This is a genomic window from Burkholderia cepacia, from assembly GCF_001039005.1.
GTDB classification, from domain to species: Bacteria; Pseudomonadota; Gammaproteobacteria; order Burkholderiales; family Burkholderiaceae; genus Burkholderia; species Burkholderia theae.
The window spans coordinates 18,192-36,606 of sequence record NZ_LDWR01000069.1; the positions used below are offsets into that span (position 1 = coordinate 18,192).

The following is an 18,415-nucleotide window of genomic DNA, read 5'->3' on the forward strand; positions in this document are numbered from 1 at the left end:
TAATGCGAAAGTTTGATGACGCAGCTTATAAATTCGATTAGTCAAATGGCAACTCCTTTTGATTTAGGCAAATTTTCAGAGAATTATTTCTCGCTTTTTGAGTTACATACGAACGCACATAATTTACAAAAGCACCTCGCATATCAATTACGTCGCTACGACTTGTTAGTGTGACAATTTGTGCCCACACTGCCCTAAGCACTCTATCGACCATTTCGGCATCTCGACGACTACGCGTTCGATGCAATCGATCTAATCGACAAAAGAATGACCCCGGCCAATCGCGCATAATTTGCACCGCTTCGTCACAGACGGAAATCGCTCGAATTTTACTCATCGTGCTTTGGCCGCGCGTTGGAACACCTGCAACGAGCGTAGGGAAGGTTGCACCGAAGAACCAGAAGTATCGTAAAGTAGACAACAAATTGGTTTGGGCAGAAATTCTGTTCACCACATCGATTTCCGACAATAAATTCGATCCAGCGCCCCTCCAAATATCATTCTGAATATCGCACGCAATCTCGATCGCACCGCAAGATACGAGTACCGGCTTTATGGATCGATAGTCGTGACCACATCGACACTGACACACTTTGTTTCGTCGAATACTAACCAGCAACCCACATCGCGGACATCTATCGACGAGCATGGTCCTATGGCATGGGCAACAACAGACCAACGCAACGTCCCATATCGCTTTCGAGTACGGAGCTTCATCAAGGCAAACCGGGCAAAGTGCCGAACACGAACGCACCACATGCGGTCTTCTAGGTATCCACCATTCGCCTATCATGTTTTCATCTATACCATCACGTAATCGCCAGTACCCGGAAAGTCCGCAAACAGAAGCTGGATCAGATCGACAGAAATCTGCAAGGTCGCCTGCCTTTTCGAAAGTGAATCTGGATTTGCTACCAAACACCACTTGAAGAAGATGCTGCGCTGACCACCCCAAGTTCACCTCGGAAATGCGCAACATATATCCGCCAACAGATTCGTCACAATATGGGGTGACAGAGAAAAATGGTGTGGGACCTAGCATCACGGTTACCTCACGATGCATTCAAAGTGACATTACGTATCTTGCTCTTTCAAAGTTATCAGACGTAATTAACTGTCTACCATCTGCGCAAGCTAAGCGCACGCATTCGCTCAAATAGGACTTTAAAATTCTAAAATTTCCATGTGTAATCTGATGAATACAGCCGGCTCGCGCGGCTTCCCCGAGGCCGGACTTCTGCTCCATCGGCAGCGCCTCGTCGATCACATCAAGTAGAACTTTCCACGTGTCGTCATATTTGTACTCTGTGAGTCGGATGGTTCCCGGCCATCGACTTTTAAATTGCTTATCTGCATCAAACAAATCTCCCAAGCTTGGTCTACCGCTCCAAACGAACGGCAATTTACATTTATCATAAAGATTTTTGGCGACATCACCCAATTCACCACCCAGCCGCTCTTTATTCCTTCGAGATCCAGACGAAGGAATAAAATGATGAGCCTCATCGATCATGATTATCTTAACAGAGCACTCGATTAATGCTTTAAGTAATATCGGAGTCAGTTTTTTTAGCGGTATGTCATCGCGAACAGATCGATACCCGAGTGCCGTCAGCAAATCAGCGACCAGCTGACGCGGAGTCGGCGTGGCAAAAAACTCCATCGCCAGGACGGGGCAAAAAGTACGCAACGCCGTCTCTTCGATTGGATAACGCTTAATAAAATATTCACTAATGAAACTCTTTCCCGTCCCTCCATCACCGATTATGCATAGCCCCCCGGGACAGGATAGTGCCTCTGAGCGCTGCATTAAAGATTCAATGGTCGCTTCAGCCTGCTCGAACTCCGCAGTTCTAATCAGCATCGCCTCTACGTACTTTGCACGTTCAAATGGACTTCCGGCCAACGCCTCCATACGCACTTCATGTGGCGACTTCTTCACTTCCTTATTAAAAACGAAAGGCGGTTCGAATAAAGTTCGTTCGCGCTCGATGACGTCCATTGAGCAATCCTCCGCATGCTGACATTAGGCCCGCACCGCGATCATCAGATAATATCCCAACGCGGCCGTCGAATATCGGAAATTGAACTAACAACTTCGGTCGTCGAATCGGATCGAGCTCTGGAAGGTGCTAATGGATCGAGAATTGTTCTACCCTCGCCACTCAAAGTAGCCTGAGAGTTGATACCTGCAAGGCGAGCCAGCGTCGTCTTTGATCTTGTATTCTTCGCTGCCAACTCATCTCTAACTCTCGCGTGGATTTCCGCCTTTACTGAAACCAGCCCGTCTATCGATGATTTTTTATATTTTTCTCGGCAAATTTTTTTCATCCATCTATGCTGAAATAGTGAAAGTCCGTTCGCATAGTCCGGCCGCGTATTTGGAATCGGGATATTCTTGTTATTCCGAGGATCCAGCACGTATGCAACCCCCATATCGTTCGCCGGAACTGAAAATGTAACGACCGCACCTGGACCGAGATCCTTCATCAAATCGCGCAAATAGCTATCCGAATACGTCATATTTTCATATCGCAGACCGACGTTCGAGAGGTGACTGGAAGCCACGTTGCCGAGGACTACTTCCAGTTGATCTAGATTAGCTGGTAAACTGGGAGGTGCAGTAATAATCCCCTCGTTCCATAGATCAATAGGACGAGCACCGGATCTACTGTTGGGGAATACGTTGTGGAAATCTGCAGCCCACTTGTGAAGCAGATATACAAGAACTGAAAATCGTATCACCGCGGTTCCAGACGAATCGTAATCCATACGGTTCGCAAGACAACGGAACGTTTTTCCTGGCAGACTCTCAAGAAATGTTGTTTCGACAGTTCCAAAGAATCTTTCGATTGATGCTTTGTGCCATGGGGTTCTGACTTCGCAATACTGGTATTCAGCACCAAGGCTTCGTATGGCCATCCGGTATCGAAGTGAGCGATAGTCCGATCCGCGGTCGGAAACATATGTCGCAGCGAGTCCGGACGACAACCAAGGATTCTCTATATCCGGCCACTTGAGCGTCGCTAGATGGTGACCTTCCAATGAATGTCGAAGTAGCCCGAATGTACTTTGTAGACTGGGGGGAGAAAAGGTTAGATACAGGCCGAGTAGCACTCCAGAAAACCGATCTTTCATTGCCGATAGCCACGGTTTACCTAGTGGTAGATATGACTCGTCATCGATAACAAACAGGTTGAGCGGCGTATGGTCGGACTCGGCGTAATCCAACGGGTGACTCGCTGGCAGATGCCCTTCGATCATGGTGTAGCGCCGCTTCGCAACCTGAGCTCCGAATCGGGCCATATCTACTTCATACTTTGGGCGCTCGTCGATGCGGCGCACGTATGTTCGGTATGAGATGGGTACAAGAGGATCGAGCGAGTCCGACAATCGCTCGCGATTCTCTGTCTCGAGGTTCGACCGGTACCACCGGTACGCGCTCGTCCTTGACGGCCTCGTCGGCAATAAGTAATGGTCGTCGATTGATGTTTGGATAATATCTTCATGGTCAGGCCCCGTCGACTTCCGGCGAGATTTCGTGGCGAAGCCTGACACAACGGACGCGATGTCCCGACCGGAACCCTCGAACTTGCTCATCCATTTTCCTACCGTCGAAGGAGCGGGCGGCTTTTCCAAGTCTCCCAATTTTTTGGCGATTTCACGGAGCACCGCGCGCATTTGCGTACGCTGCCCACACGTTATACCTCGGCGATTCAGTTCGCCCATGTAAAATGCCTTTTTATCAGCATCTTCTTGCCACCTTTCAGCTAACTGGGTGATATTTTTATCATTATTTGTATCCAGATCTGACTTTCCCTCCTCGTAGAGTAAATGTGTGGGCGTCGACGTCGCCTCTACTATGCAGATTTTTCGCGATCGAAATTCGCCCCAGAATTCAATCTCGGTGACTTGAATAACGGCCTGCGTTAGGACGTCTCTAAAGTAGAAAATGCCTGTAGCGCGTGAGATGTATTCACATACCGCCCCTTTCCATTTGATAACCAGTCCTTTCGCTATGATGAAATTTCTCATTACGCTCTCCTTCTTCGCTGCAGATTGCTCGGAGAGCGTGTTCGGTTTCGAGCAGTTCGTCGGGAGCTAGAGTTTCGAAGTACATCGTCGGGTTCGTAGATACGACTTTTGCTCTTTTCGCTCGGAAAACCTCCAACAATTGATGGTCCTTCAGAAGTACGGCCTCGTTGTCCATCAATCTTCGCAAGCTCCAACATTCGTTGATCCTGCGGTCGATGGCCCATAGCGAGTTGTGCCAAAAGAGGATAAAACCGACCCGAATTGATAAGCGTCTCAAACGCAAGCCCCTTGTTGTCGGATGTGGGTGTCGTCACGCTGGATCGGAGTGTGACTGTCTGGTCCCAATCGATAGTCAGATATCGCCTCGCGACCATCGTGTAGATCTCTCGGATGCTCACCTCGCAACACTCAGTCAGTTCGCTGATAGATAGCGCACCGTCCGAGAGGCGTTGGAGAACGGTACCGCTGCGCTGCTCGTCGAGTACACCGCTGATGTACCGACGCATCAGCATGACGTTCTCAACTCGCTCTTTCTTGGAAAGAATCTGTTCATCCGTAAGGAATTCTAATCTTTTTCCGTTGATCCGCAGCTTTCGTGCTATTTCTGCGTATCTGCACAAGTTGTCGTCTCGGACGAGGATAGCTAGCGGCTTCACCTCGACGTAGTATTCGCCGCTGCTGCACCGTACAAATAGATCCGGGTAGTACCGGCGTGGCACCCCATCCAGTACATACTGCAACTCATCCGGTTGGGATGCCATCCACTCGACGTCCCGTGACATCGCCAAAGTTGCGTAACAAACTCGCTCCAGATACGACTCCCACTCGAGCGCATATGGCGCCCGACCTGGTAGGTCGAACCCTCCGACGATTCGATGTGGCACCACGGAAATGATCGACCGCGCTGGTTGCTTGTTTTTCTCGTCAGCGGGCAAAGCATTGAGATCGTCCCACTCGGCACTATCGTGGTCGCGCGATGCTGGCCTGCGCCTGGCTGCAAATGGCATATCTCTGCTCCATTTATGGGAGCACGGAGTTCCATTTCCTTCGCTCCCGTATTTTTGAGCAAAAAGAGCCCTTGACGTGCGTACCAGCGAGGCCACATACTGAAAACTCTCACGTGCTCAGTGCGGCATTGCTGGGTACACACGGCGGGGGGACTCGAAAGGGTCTTTCTCGCCGTTTCTCGTTTACATGGACTCCTCCGTGGTGACCGGGGCGTCGCTATCTGCGACGGCCTTCAATATCGACGAAAGACATCTGAGTTGGGTTGCAGACAGCATGGGGACTGCTGCAAGAATTTCGCTTCCCTCTTGCGGCCAATCCGGTGGTGCTCGATGGTCCACATAGGATTGGAGGCCATGAACAAACGCCAACCGATGTAATTGCCGCCGCTCCTCTGCTGTCGCACCGATAGCATCCAGCAGACGGTTCATCACCTCCGACGACGGGGGGTTCCGGCGACCAGTCTCAAGGGAGGCGAGGTACGACGGGTCCATGCCACTTCGATGAGCGACAGTCTTCTGCCGCTGCCCGCTGCGACGGCGGATTGCAGTGAGGTAGTCAGCGAACGATATCTGCGTTCGTGCAACGAGCATAAATGAACTCGCTTTTGACAATTTCGAATACGTTATCTCAGCGGCCATTCGACGTCAAACACTACGACAAATACTACAATTCAAAAAAATATCTGTTTTTTTATCCACCGAAATCCACTCGCCTTTATAAATGTTGAAAAGATATATTTACCTGCACTTTTCATCAGAAACCGTAGATACCGACGCGTCGAACATGGCATGGCACTCAACTCCACGCCGAGCCAATTTCTTGAAAGCGCGGCTTTTTGGGGTACGATTGACCCGCGACCTTGCCAGGTGGAGTGGCGTCAACTTTCCACGTCCGTTAAGTCATACAACAGCTGCGTGATCGCCCGTAACCATTGCTTTTGGGTTCACAGGCCATGGCCAGTGCTTCGCGAAAGGCAATTTTCTGCAAATCGGTCTAGCCGCCTTTGGGCTAGATGCGGTATCGTTGAATGGCACGGAAGCTACCCGTCAACACCAAGTGACCTTCCCCATGGCTGCCATCAGTATTCGTTACTGGCATGAACTGATCCGATCGTTCGGGATCGGCAGCCTTGCATTCGCACGCCTCGTGCGAAATTCGATGCGAACTGACTGCTGAGTTCTCAGCATCAAACCAAATCGCGACCTAGGCGGTTTGGATGTCGCGGCTACCAGGCCGCTACGTCGCATTTGGAGAATCCGTCATGTCGGTCTCGAAACAACATGCCGAATGTCCAGCAGGATTTGCCCCACTTGGTGATCTATCAACCATCCAGTGTCGCGATTCGTGGCGGCTACTCGTTCCACTGAGCACGCACGACGAGCTTGCTACGATCCGAAAGACTCAGCGAACGGCCTCTGAGCCAACGCAGTCGCCGGTGGGCTCCGAATTGAAGCTCGCGGCAAAGTCGATAGCAAACAAGCCTTCACGTCGACCCAGGGCACGGCATGTCCATATATTCTCGCCAGATGCACTTGAGCAAGCAAACGCTGCTCTGGACGGCACCGACGCGAGTCAACAGCAGTACGCACGACCGCTGCTTGAGAAGGCCGGCAGCAACGAAGGCTGTCGAAAGCTTCCCGATATTCAGAAGGCACTGAAGAGACTTGATGTTGCACGCAAAAGCTTCACAAACCTGAGTGAGCCCATTGGAAAACTGATGGTCGATCTCATGCTTGCAAGTGCCATGCGTAGCAAAGAGTTTCGCATTCGCCCCATTCTGCTCATGGGCGAACCCGGCGTTGGTAAAACGCATCTCGCGTCCAAGCTCGCCGAGGCGCTCGCGGTGCCAATGCGAAAGTGGTCCGCTGGAAGCGCACAGGCGAGCTTCCAACTCGTGGGCGGGGACAGTGGATGGCGCCAAGCTCGGCCCGGGGCAATATTCGAAGTCCTTGCCAAAGGAGATTCGGCAGCTCCGGTTCTGATACTCGACGAAGTAGACAAGATCGGAAGCGGTAGCAACTACCCTGTCGTTCCTGTATTGCTTGACCTCCTTGAGGCAGATACGGCTAGAGCGTTCCACGACGCGTTCCTTCGCATGGAATTTGATGCAAGCCGAATGATCATTGTACTCACGGCGAATGATCTTGATAGGGTACCGCCCCCTCTTCTAAGTCGTGCCGAGGTGTTCGATATCCCAACACCTGATCCGGAACAGCGAATGCAGATCATTCTTGCGAAGATCCAGCACTTGCGAAGATCGACAGGGAAGCATATACAACTCGAAGAAGATGGCGCAACGGGCCTTGCGGAGCGCACCGACCTCGATCTACGCCAACTTCATCGCATTGTGATCGATGCATTCGCGATTGCGCTAGCGACGGGAAAAGGCATTGCCATGCCGGTGCTACCCCCCCCTACTAAGCGACAACCAATCGGGTTCACGCGTCACGGATAGCCGCTCAGTCATGGAAGAGGTAACGACCCACTTCGCAATGGCGGACGATCTGAGCATCCCTGTCGAGACGCAAGGATGCAGACAGGTTCCGATTCTCGGATTGCTTCTGCTGCTTGAATTGGGGCGTGCTCGTACGGCTGCCGGTGGCAAACTTGTCACGGTACTGCAATAACCAGAGCACGGTACGGCGTCAGTGCGTGAGTTGCATCGCACACAGCCAGTGTGCGCTCCACTTGTCGAGTTCGTGGTCACCTGCCCCATCAGTAGGGCCAATGGGCTTCTAGCACAGTCCCTTTAAACCAGTTCCTGGAAAGCGACAGGAGCAACCGCTGTTGTCCGCTGTTCCGCCGCAAGTTCTGCCGGCGAACGATAGTTCGGTGCACGCTCCTTGTAGACCACTGATTGGCGTTCTGTCGTGCACGCGTCCAGGATCCCTGCCTCATTCCGGCCAGAGGCTCTCGTCTTTAAAACGGAGCCTCAAACATCTCCGTATCAGTCAGGTACAACAGTAATAGCGTTTCGCCAGAACGCCCCGGCATTGCGTTTTCAAAAAAAAGGGCAGCGAATCGCCGCCCTCAATATACATCTATCGATCTATTTGAATCCTGGGTTCAACGCCCCCGAGTTAGAACTTGAAAAACGAGCTGGTGAACTTCGAGGCGTCGAACCACGAACGTCCAACGACCACCCCAGCACCGTTATTGCTCGAGCTCGTGGGCGAAACGGGGCGACCATTGATCGTCACGTTGGCGCCCTTGCCGACACCGATGGCAACGCCGACACCATTATTCCCTGACGTACCAGCGTTGCCGGAGATACCTCCGGCGATCACCAGCCCGGCGCCAGAAATCTGCCTTGCTTCAGAAACATTCAATTCACGCATGTTATGCAATCCTCTATTAACGACGTGTGCTGAAATTATCAACTCAGATACCGACTGTATGTCGGCTGCAGCACCATTGCAATGTAACGAACCAACGAATCAAGCGCAATTGGACAAGTTCGATTTCGACCACGAAGCACGCAATTCAGCAGAACTATCGCACAAAATGTCGCAGACGGAGAACAGCTGCACGGGCGTCGTCGATTCTTGATTCCGGCCTCCGTAGTCGTATCCGCTTGGAGCTGGTTCAGGCAAACGCGGCGCAGGATCGCAAAATTCTGGGCGGCGTCGATGATGCGAATCCTGCATTGATCTTCCCCCAACTCGATCTCTAACCTGCGTTCCGTTATGACACGTTTGTGATTATTTGTTGCGGGACACCTTTTCGGAGTCAACTCGTTCTGGCGGCAGGTTGGCCCCACGCAAACGATGACTCCCTGTGTTCCAGCGCCGCTTCGCAAGCGCGACGTGCAGATGCGCGAGTGTCACGGGCTTCGTCAAAACACGGTGCACGCCAGCTTGCACGTAGCGGCGCTTCTCGTCCGGCAACATATGTGACGTCACGACCAGCACGTCACAGGCGAACTCGCGATCGCGAACGGTCTCGGCAAGCGCGAGCGCCGACATGTCGGGAAGGTCGGCACCGATCATCAGCACGTCCCAAGTGCCGGTGGCCAGCGAATCGAGTGCAGCCTGCGCCGAGTCGACTTCGAACCCTGTGCAACCAAGCGCCTGAAATTGCTCGCTCAGCAGAGAGCCGTGGAGGACCCGATCGTCCGCCACGAGCACCCGCAATGACCCGCCAATCGCATAATGCGCGGAGGCTTCGAGCCTCCGAGAGGGACTTTCCATTGGGAAGTCCCTCCCCACCTCAGGGCCCCCATGATCGCTTTGCATCAGGGTCAAGTACAAGCCACAGAGTGAATAACATGACACGCGAACTACGTTCCCCGTGTAATACGGCTCGAGCGGGCCATCGCGCGTCGCCAGGATGGTCCAGCTGTACACACCGTCGAGATCCACATGCGGCCACATATCGGGATCGCCAACCAGTATTACCGTGCCAAGCCGATCGATGCCGTGGTGCTGCACATCTAGCGGCCCGTCCTGGATGCGGACGTCGAAGCCCCATGACTTCAAATGCGGCAATACAAAATCTCGCCACTCAGGATGAGTGGCAACGAGGGTCAGGGTCCGACCGTTCGTCGCACGTCGCGCGTCGAATTTGGAAACGTCTACTCCAAGCGGAAGCCGCACCGTGAAGCAGCTTCCGACGCCCGGCTCGCTCTCAACCGAGATTCGTCCGCCCATCGCCGTGACAAGCCGGTCACACAACGCGAGTCCAAGTCCCGTGCCACCGAATCGCCGCGTGATCGACATGTCAACTTGTGAGAATGGCCTAAACAACTTGACCAAATGCTCCGCGGCTATTCCGATGCCTGTATCCTCAACCTCGAACACAATTTCCGATGCATCGCGGCCGTCGACGGCCACGCTGACTCGCGATGTAATACTGCCCGCGGAAGTAAACTTGATCGCGTTGCTCAGCAAGTTGCCAAATATCTGCGCTAGACGGGTCGGATCGCCACGCATTCGCTGGGCAACAGATGCGTTGATCTCACAAAACAACTGCACCCCCTTTTCCTTCGCGACAAGCGAAAACGCGTCTAGCTCACGCTCGATCATTGCGATCACATCGAATTCGATTGATTCGACCGACATCGAGCCGGCTTCGATCTTCGAGAAATCCAATATGTCGCTGACGATAGCGAGCAGGTTCGTTGCCGACGTACGCAGCGCACGTATACGACCATGCTGGGATGCGTCGAGTGCCGAACGCTCGAGAAGTTCCAGGTTTCCGAGGACAACATTCAGCGGCGTGCGGATCTCGTGACTCATCGCAGCGAGGAACGACGATTTCGCGGCATTTGCGGAATCGGCTGCGCGAACGGCTTCTTCAAGTTTCTGAAACAGCTGCCGCTTTGCAGTCACGTCGGCAAACACGGTGATCAACACATCCCTTCCCTGATAGCGTCCACCACACACCATGAACTCGATGTGAGGATTTGCCGCTTCCACACCGGGCAACAGGATGTCGCCGGCGAGCACCTCGCAATCCGCATCGCCTACCTGCCAGGCACCGACCACCTGGCTCGACAGCACGTGATATTCACCTCCAATCCGTTCGACCATTTCTTTTAGGGCAGGGCTCGCGAGCATGAAGTGCTCGTCGTCGCGCGCGATTAGACCAAGCCCGATCGGCGCCATCTCGATGACGCTTCGACACAGCGCTTCGCTATCGAATACGCGCTGCGATCGTACATATAGCGGCACGAACTCGCGCCTGTGAAAGCGCAACAGCAACGTCCACATGACCGCGAGCGCCGCCAGTGTTGCCGCCGCGACCGTTCCGGCGGGCCACGCCACGCCGCGCACGATATCGCCCCATGACAGTGCGTACGTGAGCGACCAGCCGGTCGAACCTAGATGATCGCGAAACAGCAAGAACCCGCCGCTGAGCATGGGAGCGCCCGGCGACGTGTCGTCCTGCATCCGATTCAGTTGCAGCAGGTACTGCACACGCTCGTTCGAGCCCACGACTCTCGGGTCCATCGATACCACTCCACCGTCGCTCGTCGTAATATAGAAGACGCCTGCGCGGCGGTAATTGTCGAGCCAGGACAACAGATATTCTGGGGAATATTCGGTTACCAGTACCGCAAATGGCTTGCCATGATCATGCGCCTCGGCCGCGATCCTGATCCTCGACTGCCCCGTCACGGGGTCGATGAAGGGCGGCAGCCAACGCACCTGCGGCCGCGCCTCATCGGCACTCCGAGATGGCTCACCGAATTGGATGCGTAACGCATCGAACACGCGAGCACGACCTTCCGGTGAATCCAGGGCCGGATAATCGTGCTGCCGGTTCGGTACCAGCGCGAAGGCACCCGTGCGTGTGCTGTAGTGATAACCCTCCAGCGTGTGCCCTCGATTGATCGAACTGGCCGCGCAAATGCGAGCTAACAGCGCCGACATCGACAGATATCGCGCGACTTCGACACGATTGGTGGTTTGCTCCGGCACGCCGAGTACGAGCGACGAATAGGGCTTGGTCGCAAACTGCTGACCGCTTCTGAAGAAATCGCCGAGCATGGACGCCGGCGCATTGCCAACCTCCCGCCAGATGAGCTGCACGTTCGAGACGCTGTTACGGAACGACGTCTCGCTCACCTGGATTGCGTTCATTGTCTGCTCCAGCCCGTTGAGATAGGTACGCCGCTCTCCTTCTGCATAGGTGTAGACGATCCACGTCATGCCGAGTCCGCTGGCAAGCAGAATCAATATTGTGACAATGATTCCGCCACCGAACACTGAAATGCTCTGGTAGCGGCGTAATGTTTGGAGAGTACTGTTTGGCATGGTGCGTCATGGCGGAACCCGCGAGCGCGGTGAAGCAATGGTGAGCTGACATTGCGTCCGTCGTATTGTCGACCTGTTGAAAGACGTGGTTGCTAATATGCCAAACATTTCGCCCGCCGTATGGGGTCGGCGAAGCATTTCATACACGTCAAGTCCTCCGAGACCGTAATTTCGAACTTGACCTATGCTTTATCGTCACTGGCCCTGGTGTTCTTCTCCGCTGTTATCTGAACTATGTTGACACCAGCTGAATGGGAGATACCGGTATGCCGATTGGTCGACGGCGGAGCCAGTGCCGATCCAGAGCATGCAAGTGGCTTAGCTAACCTCGCACGCTCATCGTCACATACCAACGATAGATACTTCTTCGCCCGGTTCCTTTCAACATGCTCAAACTTAGGTTGTCAACGTGAGTGCTGACTCTCAGACCGACCACAGACTCTGACTCCTTCTTCCCACTCGTGGATAGCATGTCGCCGCTGTGCGTGCGACATCATTAAATATTCGATAACTTCTATAAGAAACGTCCTTCTCGATTTCTCAGGAAGTAACGCGAACTCCAACAGTAAATTCAGTATCTTCACTTTTTGGCGCACAGAACTATCTCCTCCTGAGCTGATACAACGCGACGTGAGTCGAGCCCGTCCTACTACTTTCTCTTACCGAATCACCAAGTGACTTTTCAGATTTTGTCGCTACTGACATCAATTCCGTTACAAGCCGTGCCTCCAAAGGCAGCTTGCTTGCCCACGTCAGCGCCACAGTCGACTTGATTTCGGAGAGTTCGCCACGGTTACCGAAACCGTCACTTCCAATGATCAGACTATCGTCGAGGGTAGCGCCGACTTCCAAAGGCATCAAACACTCTCACAATGTTCGCTCCGAAAACGTGATACAACAAAAATTCGACGAATCGAGATGATCTCGACAGCAATCCTGGTCTGCGACTAGATCTTGCGGATCTGGAATTCTGCTCTACGGCGATTGCAATCAGGTACGACGTGCTCACACAGATCCGGCTTAGATCTACTGTCCGAATCGCCTCTCGACAATCCGTGTCCCTCTATCGCAGCCTCCCTTCACAAAATGGCTGTAGTCCATCGAGCACACTTAGCATGTTACGGGCTGCGCTCGACGCTGGAGTGATGGACCGATGCAAGGTTGACGCTCAGCAGAGACCCGATCTTAGAATTGTTAGTGTCCCAGCACCATTGGACAAATTCGAAATTTTGGACTTTAAGTACGAGCAAACATGGCAATCGCACGAAATTTATAGATCGTTATGGACGGCTTATGCTTGCTAAAAAGCCAGCCCAAAGCACGATGTAGTGACTGATGCGCCGTAGAGAAGAGCCCGTTCGACAGCCCATCTTGCAGCAGGATGGTATTGACTATCAAAGAACCAATCGACAGTTTTCCGGATTTGCGTAGCCCCCCGTCCCCGCATGATTTTTGAGAGATCCATTTTGTCTCGCTGGATGCGATTTCTGTCGGGGACGGATAGCCGGGTTGCGATCCAGATCTGGGGCGAATCGAAGCACGGTTGATTGTGCCGGTACGGGTCGCTGGAGTGCGGAATACCGTCGCACGATACGCTCAGTCGCGTTTCGCGGCGCTCGATCCGCCGGGGTCGAAGCTTGTTTCATTCGCTGAACGCCCGGACTCTGTCCTGCACTGGGCGACGAAGAGGTGACGATCCATGGCAGGGCCGGGCGAGGCTCACGCAGCGCAAACCGGCGTGGCATCGACCTGGCGTCGGCAAGGGCAGGCCAAATGGGTACCGCAGGGGCAAGTGTGGAGCATTGACAAGAGCCCCGAAATCACAGCCATCTCGGCGCGGCTCGAGGTGCTGCTGCTCAAGGGCGTGATCGTCAAGTTCGATGGATGGGATGCCAGTGCCAAATTTCCAGGAGCAACGTCAAAGCAAGCGGGGCTACGTTGGCGGTAACGGACAATCATTCGACGTTGCTGGGGCGGATCCGCTATGCACCTGCGTGCCATACCGTCGGGCATCACGGAATTGACAAGGATCAAGGACGTATCGAGACGTACCTGTGTACCGCCAGTGGTGTCCCGGTGTGCAGGGATCCCGATCCGAACTTATGGCCCAGGGAGTCAAGTTCGATCGTGGTGGTCGGAGCCACTCGGGAAATCGGTGACTACTAGATGACCGAGCGGAGTTACTACGCGTCACAGCCTGCCTCCCGACGAAGTTCGAATTGCGCAGGCCGCGCAGGCCGCGCGGGCGTGCTGGCGTGCTGGCGTGCTGGCGTGCTGGCGTATCGAAGACAGCATGCACTGGGTGCTGGAGATGCCCTTCGGTGAAAACCAGTGCTGGGTTCGCGTCGGCAACCCCGTCCAGAATTTTTCGATTCTTCGCCGCATCTACTTGAGCCTTCCCATACGGATAGGACTACGAAAGATTGCATCAAGAATCGACGGCGCAAAGCGGGCGCCAGCGACGGCTACAGGGCCGCTATTTTTCGGTTCCGACATATCGTCGATTGCCCTTGTGGCGCGTCGCTTCGAACGAAAATTCGTACACGTCCAATTTCATTTATCCCCACCCTTCGCTACTTTCCTCAATTCACACGAAACCCAGAAGAGGCAACAATGCGATACAGGCATCAACGCGCCGGCGGGCTACCTGCGTCCGGCGCAAGGCGGCTCGTGCGTTCCGCGCTAATCGCCGGCGCCGTGCTGCCGCTCGCTGAGGCCACGGCCGGAGGCGCACAACGCGCGGACGGAATCGCGCTCGAGGTCGCGCCGGGCGACTACGCAACGACGATGTCAAGCCAGCATGTGCTGTACGCGGCCAACGGCGGCATACTGACCACGGCCGGCAAGGTACAACTGGCCTCGGCGGGGGCCGGCGCCGCCGGTGCCTATGCAACAGGGGTCGGCTCACGCATCTCGCTCGGCGGCGCGGAAATTCGGATAACGAACACGGGCGGTACTGGCTTTCAGGCTCAGTTCGGCGGCACGGTAACGGCGCGCGACGTCACGATCAACACCGAAGGTGCCAGCGGACATGGTCTCTATATCGACAATGGCCGCCCGGACGGTAGCACGCCAGGCCGGATCGACTTCGCCGGCGGCACAATCCAAACGCGCGGACGCGAAGCGGCCGGCATCATGATCAACTTTGCGCCGGGATCGTCGATCAACGTGACGGATGCACATATCCGCACCACTGGCGACTTCGCAAACGGCGTGTTTCTCAGCTATGACGACATCGGCGTGACGCTCGAGCGCGTGGATCTCGGCACAACGGCCGACTTCGCATCGGCCGTCTTCATGCCGGGGCAGTCGACGGCTACGATACGAGACTCGCATTTGCGGACCAACGGCAACCTGTCTCTCGGCGTGGACACCCGCGCGGCCAATATCGAACTCGCGCACACGCGTGTACTGACGCAAGGCGTGAGCGCGCACGGACTGTACGCGTCGATGGAGTATGCGGCAACGCCGACGGTGCGGGCGACTGATACTGACGTCGTAACAACCGGCAACCGCTCGATCGGTGCGGTGGCCCGACTCGGCGGCCAGGTCACGCTATCGGGCGGCAGCATCGAAACCTTCGGCGAGCGCTCGTACGGGTTGTTTGCCTCCGGCGCAAATTCGCTCGCGTCGCTGAGCGGCGGCACGCTCACGACGCATGGCGCCGGCGCCCCGGTCGTCTATGCGGGCACGCGCGCGCGCGTCGAATTGCACAACACGGACGCGCGCGCCGCGGGCGACGGCGCGTGGGGAGCCATCGTCACTGGCGGTTCGTTCTCCGTCGACGGCGGCTCGCTCGCGAGCGAGCGCCACGGCGCCATCGCGGCGGCCGACGCAACGATCGCACTAAAGAACGGCGCGCGCGTAACGGGCGGCAACGGCATGCTATTGGCGGTTGATGCCGTAGCTGGCGGACCCGTCCGCCTGTCGCTCGACGGCAACGCGCATGTCGCCGGCGATATCGTGAACCTGCTGAACGACGATGGTCGGGTGTCGCCCTCAGTGACGAACGTCACGCTATCGAACGGCTCGACGTGGCGCGGCGCAAGCGACGCGGTGCGCACGCTGTCGCTCGACGGCGGCAGCAACTGGCACATGACTGGCGATTCGACGATCGGCCCGCTGTCGCTGAGCGACTCGGCCATCAGTTTCGCACCGCCGGCGCCGAACGCATTCCGTTTGCTCGTCGTGGCAGGCGACTACGCGGCACGTCATGGCCGCATCGTCGTCAACACCGTGCTCGGCGACGACGCGTCGCCGTCCGACCGGCTCGTGATCGACGGCGGCCGTGCATCAGGCGATACAGCCATCGTTGTACGGCGCACCGGTGGTGACGGCGCGCAGACGAGGGTCGGCATCCCGTTGGTCGAGACCCGCAACGGCGGCACGACCGACGCGACCGCATTCACGCTCGATGCCGGGTCGGACGGCTACCGGAAGGGCTTCGGCACGCTGTCCGCGGGCGGCTACGACTACATGCTCGCGCGCGGCGGCAACGGCGGCCATGCCGAAGACTGGTATCTGGTGTCCGCGGCGAAATCTGTCGAGCCGCCGCCTGCACCCGATCCAGGCGAAGACAACTCGGGCCTCCATCCGGAAACCGTCGATCCCGCTCACCCCGCCGCGGTCGCGCCCGAACCAGACGCCTATCTCGCGAATGCCGACGCAGCGGCGACGTTGGCGATCCACACGCTGCGCCAGCGCGAGAATCTCTCTCTGCGCAGTGACGGCCCTGGCTCAGGCCAGCTCGACGGCGCTGTCTGGATGCGCGCGGAAGGGGAATTCGCGTCACATTCCGGCGGCGGGCGCAGCGTGCGCGGCAACGGCCGGGTCGTGCACGCGGGCGCCGACCTGCTGCGCTTCGACGACAGTCGCGGTGGCAGCTTCCGGCTCGGTGCGATGGGGATGTACGGCAGTTTCACGAGCTGGTCAACGCGCACGCTGTGGAACGCCGCCGAGCAACGCGAAGCGCCGGCAACCGCACGCGGCAGCGTCGACGGCTACAACATTGGCTTGTACGGTACGTGGTACGGCAATCGGGACATCATGTCGGGGCTGCATGTCGACACGTGGTGGCTCTACGGCGCATACCAGAACACGATCGGCGGCAGCCTCATCGGCGATTCGTATCGGTCGAGCACGGTAACGGGTTCGGTCGAAGCAGGCTATTCCCTGCTGTTCTACGAGCATGGCCCATCGCGCTTCTTCGTCGAGCCGCAGGCGCAGCTCGTCTATTCGCATTACCGTGCATCGGCGCACAACGCACCATCCGGGCACATCGGGACGCAACACGCAAACAACATGCTGACGCGGCTCGGCGTGCGCGTACATGGCGCGACGGCGATGCCGGCGGGACGCGAACTGCGGCCGTTCGTCGAAGCGAACTGGTGGCACGGCCCTGGTTCGCGCTCGCTGACGATCGATGGCAACACGTTCGACTACGCCGTGCCCCGCGATCGCGCCGGGCTCACGGCCGGCGCGACAGGGCAGCTGTCGAAGCGCATGAGCGTATCGTCGAGCATCGGTGTCGATACGGACTTCGGCGGCTACGCGGCCGTGAAGGGGCAGCTCGCAGCTAAGTACCGGTGGTGAAGGCGCGCGGACGCCGCGGATTTGTTCCGGAAGATGGAGGCCGCGTGGCGCCAACTGGTCGCTGATCGCCAAATTCCAGTGATCAAGGGTCACTTTTCTTCCGCGTACCTGTACCGGGCATCCTCCCCATGAAAATTTTGCCGAGATAGGCGCACACGTGGAGAGCTACTTCGCGTTCGGTGTTCTACCGCTGCGTGTGCAAGCGGACATCGAGGCTGGAAAGTCCATTGCTGAGATCGCGCGTGATCAGTGTGGCGGCGGCTCGGGCTGGAAAATCTGCGCCGACCGAAGGCGCGAGCGACCACATACAGAGGATGCGAGCCGCAGCCGAGGTTGTTGTGGGCCAGCTAATCTTCCCGTCCTCCGGATCAAGACACTCGTTGGCTATCGGTGGAGCTTCGCTGCGATGTCGTTGAACCAGTCTCACAAGCGGATCTCGCGGTCATCAAGGCGAAGCCCTAAGCGTCGCCGAGTTGTGTAACCGTGGCCAGGCGGGCGATCCGGCAAGACGGTTTCATGGGCAAATACCACAGCGTGCGAAACCGGGGGCGGTGATTAGCACAGGTCGAACAACTTCTAAGTTCGTCCGTGTCCGCAAGGAGGAATCGGCAATGTGGCGTTAAATTGCTGCCACGTTGCTCGTTTGAGTTTAAATACCACACTCACAACACGTCTTACATCTATCGGCCCGGGTGTCACATGTCTGGCGGCCGTGCACAGTTCCCCCGAAAGCGCTCAAGCGTCATATCTCACCGATAGATATCAGGAGTGCCGGAACGCGGATTCGAGGCTTGTCAAGCGGCGCCGACGCCCACTATTGAACTCGGTGAGGCTCGCAGCGCCGGCCATTGTCATCCCTGGCGATAGAAAAGGGGGCCGATGCACTTGAGGTTTCGCGCGGTGTCCTCCGTGCGCGAGCAATACCCGCGAATACAGTTTCATACAAGTCATATTTACCGCCACGAAAGTTGTTGTTCAAATGGCGGTCAACAAATCGGTCGGTTGCCCTGCCGTCCCGTCGA

The 18,415-nt window shown here is 56.2% G+C and carries 10 protein-coding genes; 4 read left to right on the plus strand and 6 right to left on the minus strand.

Features of this window, described 5'->3' with window-relative positions:
- Positions 1–37 precede the first annotated feature (37 nt).
- The 4 genes from VL15_RS34320 to VL15_RS34340 all read right to left on the minus strand — a co-directional run bounded on the left by VL15_RS34320 (position 38) and on the right by VL15_RS34340 (position 5,681).
- Positions 38–1,063 (minus strand): TniQ family protein, encoded by a 1,026-nt coding sequence (locus tag VL15_RS34320; protein WP_329955980.1) that lies wholly within the window; start codon positions 1,061–1,063, stop codon positions 38–40.
- Positions 1,064–2,002, minus strand: coding sequence for a TniB family NTP-binding protein (locus tag VL15_RS34325; protein ID WP_048251241.1), 939 nt, complete (start codon positions 2,000–2,002; stop codon positions 1,064–1,066). It lies immediately after the preceding gene.
- Between the two features lie 44 nt (positions 2,003–2,046).
- Positions 2,047–4,035 carry a DDE-type integrase/transposase/recombinase gene (locus VL15_RS34330; RefSeq protein ID WP_048251242.1) on the minus strand — a complete coding sequence of 663 codons (1,989 nt, stop codon included), beginning with the start codon at positions 4,033–4,035 and terminating at the stop codon, positions 2,047–2,049.
- A 1,190-nt stretch (positions 4,036–5,225) separates the two neighbouring features.
- On the minus strand, positions 5,226–5,681 hold the full coding sequence (locus VL15_RS34340; protein WP_329955981.1) for a helix-turn-helix transcriptional regulator: 456 nt from the start codon (positions 5,679–5,681) through the stop codon (positions 5,226–5,228).
- A 623-nt stretch (positions 5,682–6,304) separates the two neighbouring features.
- Between VL15_RS34340 and VL15_RS41080 the strand changes: the two genes are divergently transcribed.
- Positions 6,305–7,498 (plus strand): AAA family ATPase, encoded by a 1,194-nt coding sequence (locus VL15_RS41080; RefSeq protein WP_080971045.1) that lies wholly within the window; start codon positions 6,305–6,307, stop codon positions 7,496–7,498.
- 625 nt (positions 7,499–8,123) lie between these two features.
- Here VL15_RS41080 and VL15_RS42280 read toward each other — a convergent pair.
- A complete protein-coding gene (locus VL15_RS42280) occupies positions 8,124–8,381 on the minus strand; it encodes a hypothetical protein (protein ID WP_155420349.1) in 258 nt (85 codons plus the stop codon).
- A gap of 363 nt (positions 8,382–8,744) precedes the next feature.
- Positions 8,745–11,801, minus strand: coding sequence for an ATP-binding protein (locus VL15_RS34350; RefSeq protein ID WP_048251246.1), 3,057 nt, complete (start codon positions 11,799–11,801; stop codon positions 8,745–8,747).
- 1,699 nt (positions 11,802–13,500) lie between these two features.
- Between VL15_RS34350 and VL15_RS42285 the strand changes: the two genes are divergently transcribed.
- The 3 genes from VL15_RS42285 (at position 13,501) to VL15_RS34355 (ending at position 17,393) form a co-directional block, all read left to right on the plus strand.
- Positions 13,501–13,749: a hypothetical protein gene (locus VL15_RS42285; protein WP_230684580.1), complete on the plus strand. Its 249-nt coding sequence runs from the start codon at positions 13,501–13,503 to the stop codon at positions 13,747–13,749.
- A 345-nt stretch (positions 13,750–14,094) separates the two neighbouring features.
- Positions 14,095–14,487: a hypothetical protein gene (locus VL15_RS42920; RefSeq protein WP_196319661.1), complete on the plus strand. Its 393-nt coding sequence runs from the start codon at positions 14,095–14,097 to the stop codon at positions 14,485–14,487.
- Positions 14,472–17,393, plus strand: coding sequence for an autotransporter outer membrane beta-barrel domain-containing protein (locus VL15_RS34355; protein WP_230684581.1), 2,922 nt, complete (start codon positions 14,472–14,474; stop codon positions 17,391–17,393). The genes VL15_RS42920 and VL15_RS34355 overlap by 16 nt, the downstream gene beginning before the upstream one ends.
- The last annotated feature ends 1,022 nt before the right edge of the window (positions 17,394–18,415 follow it).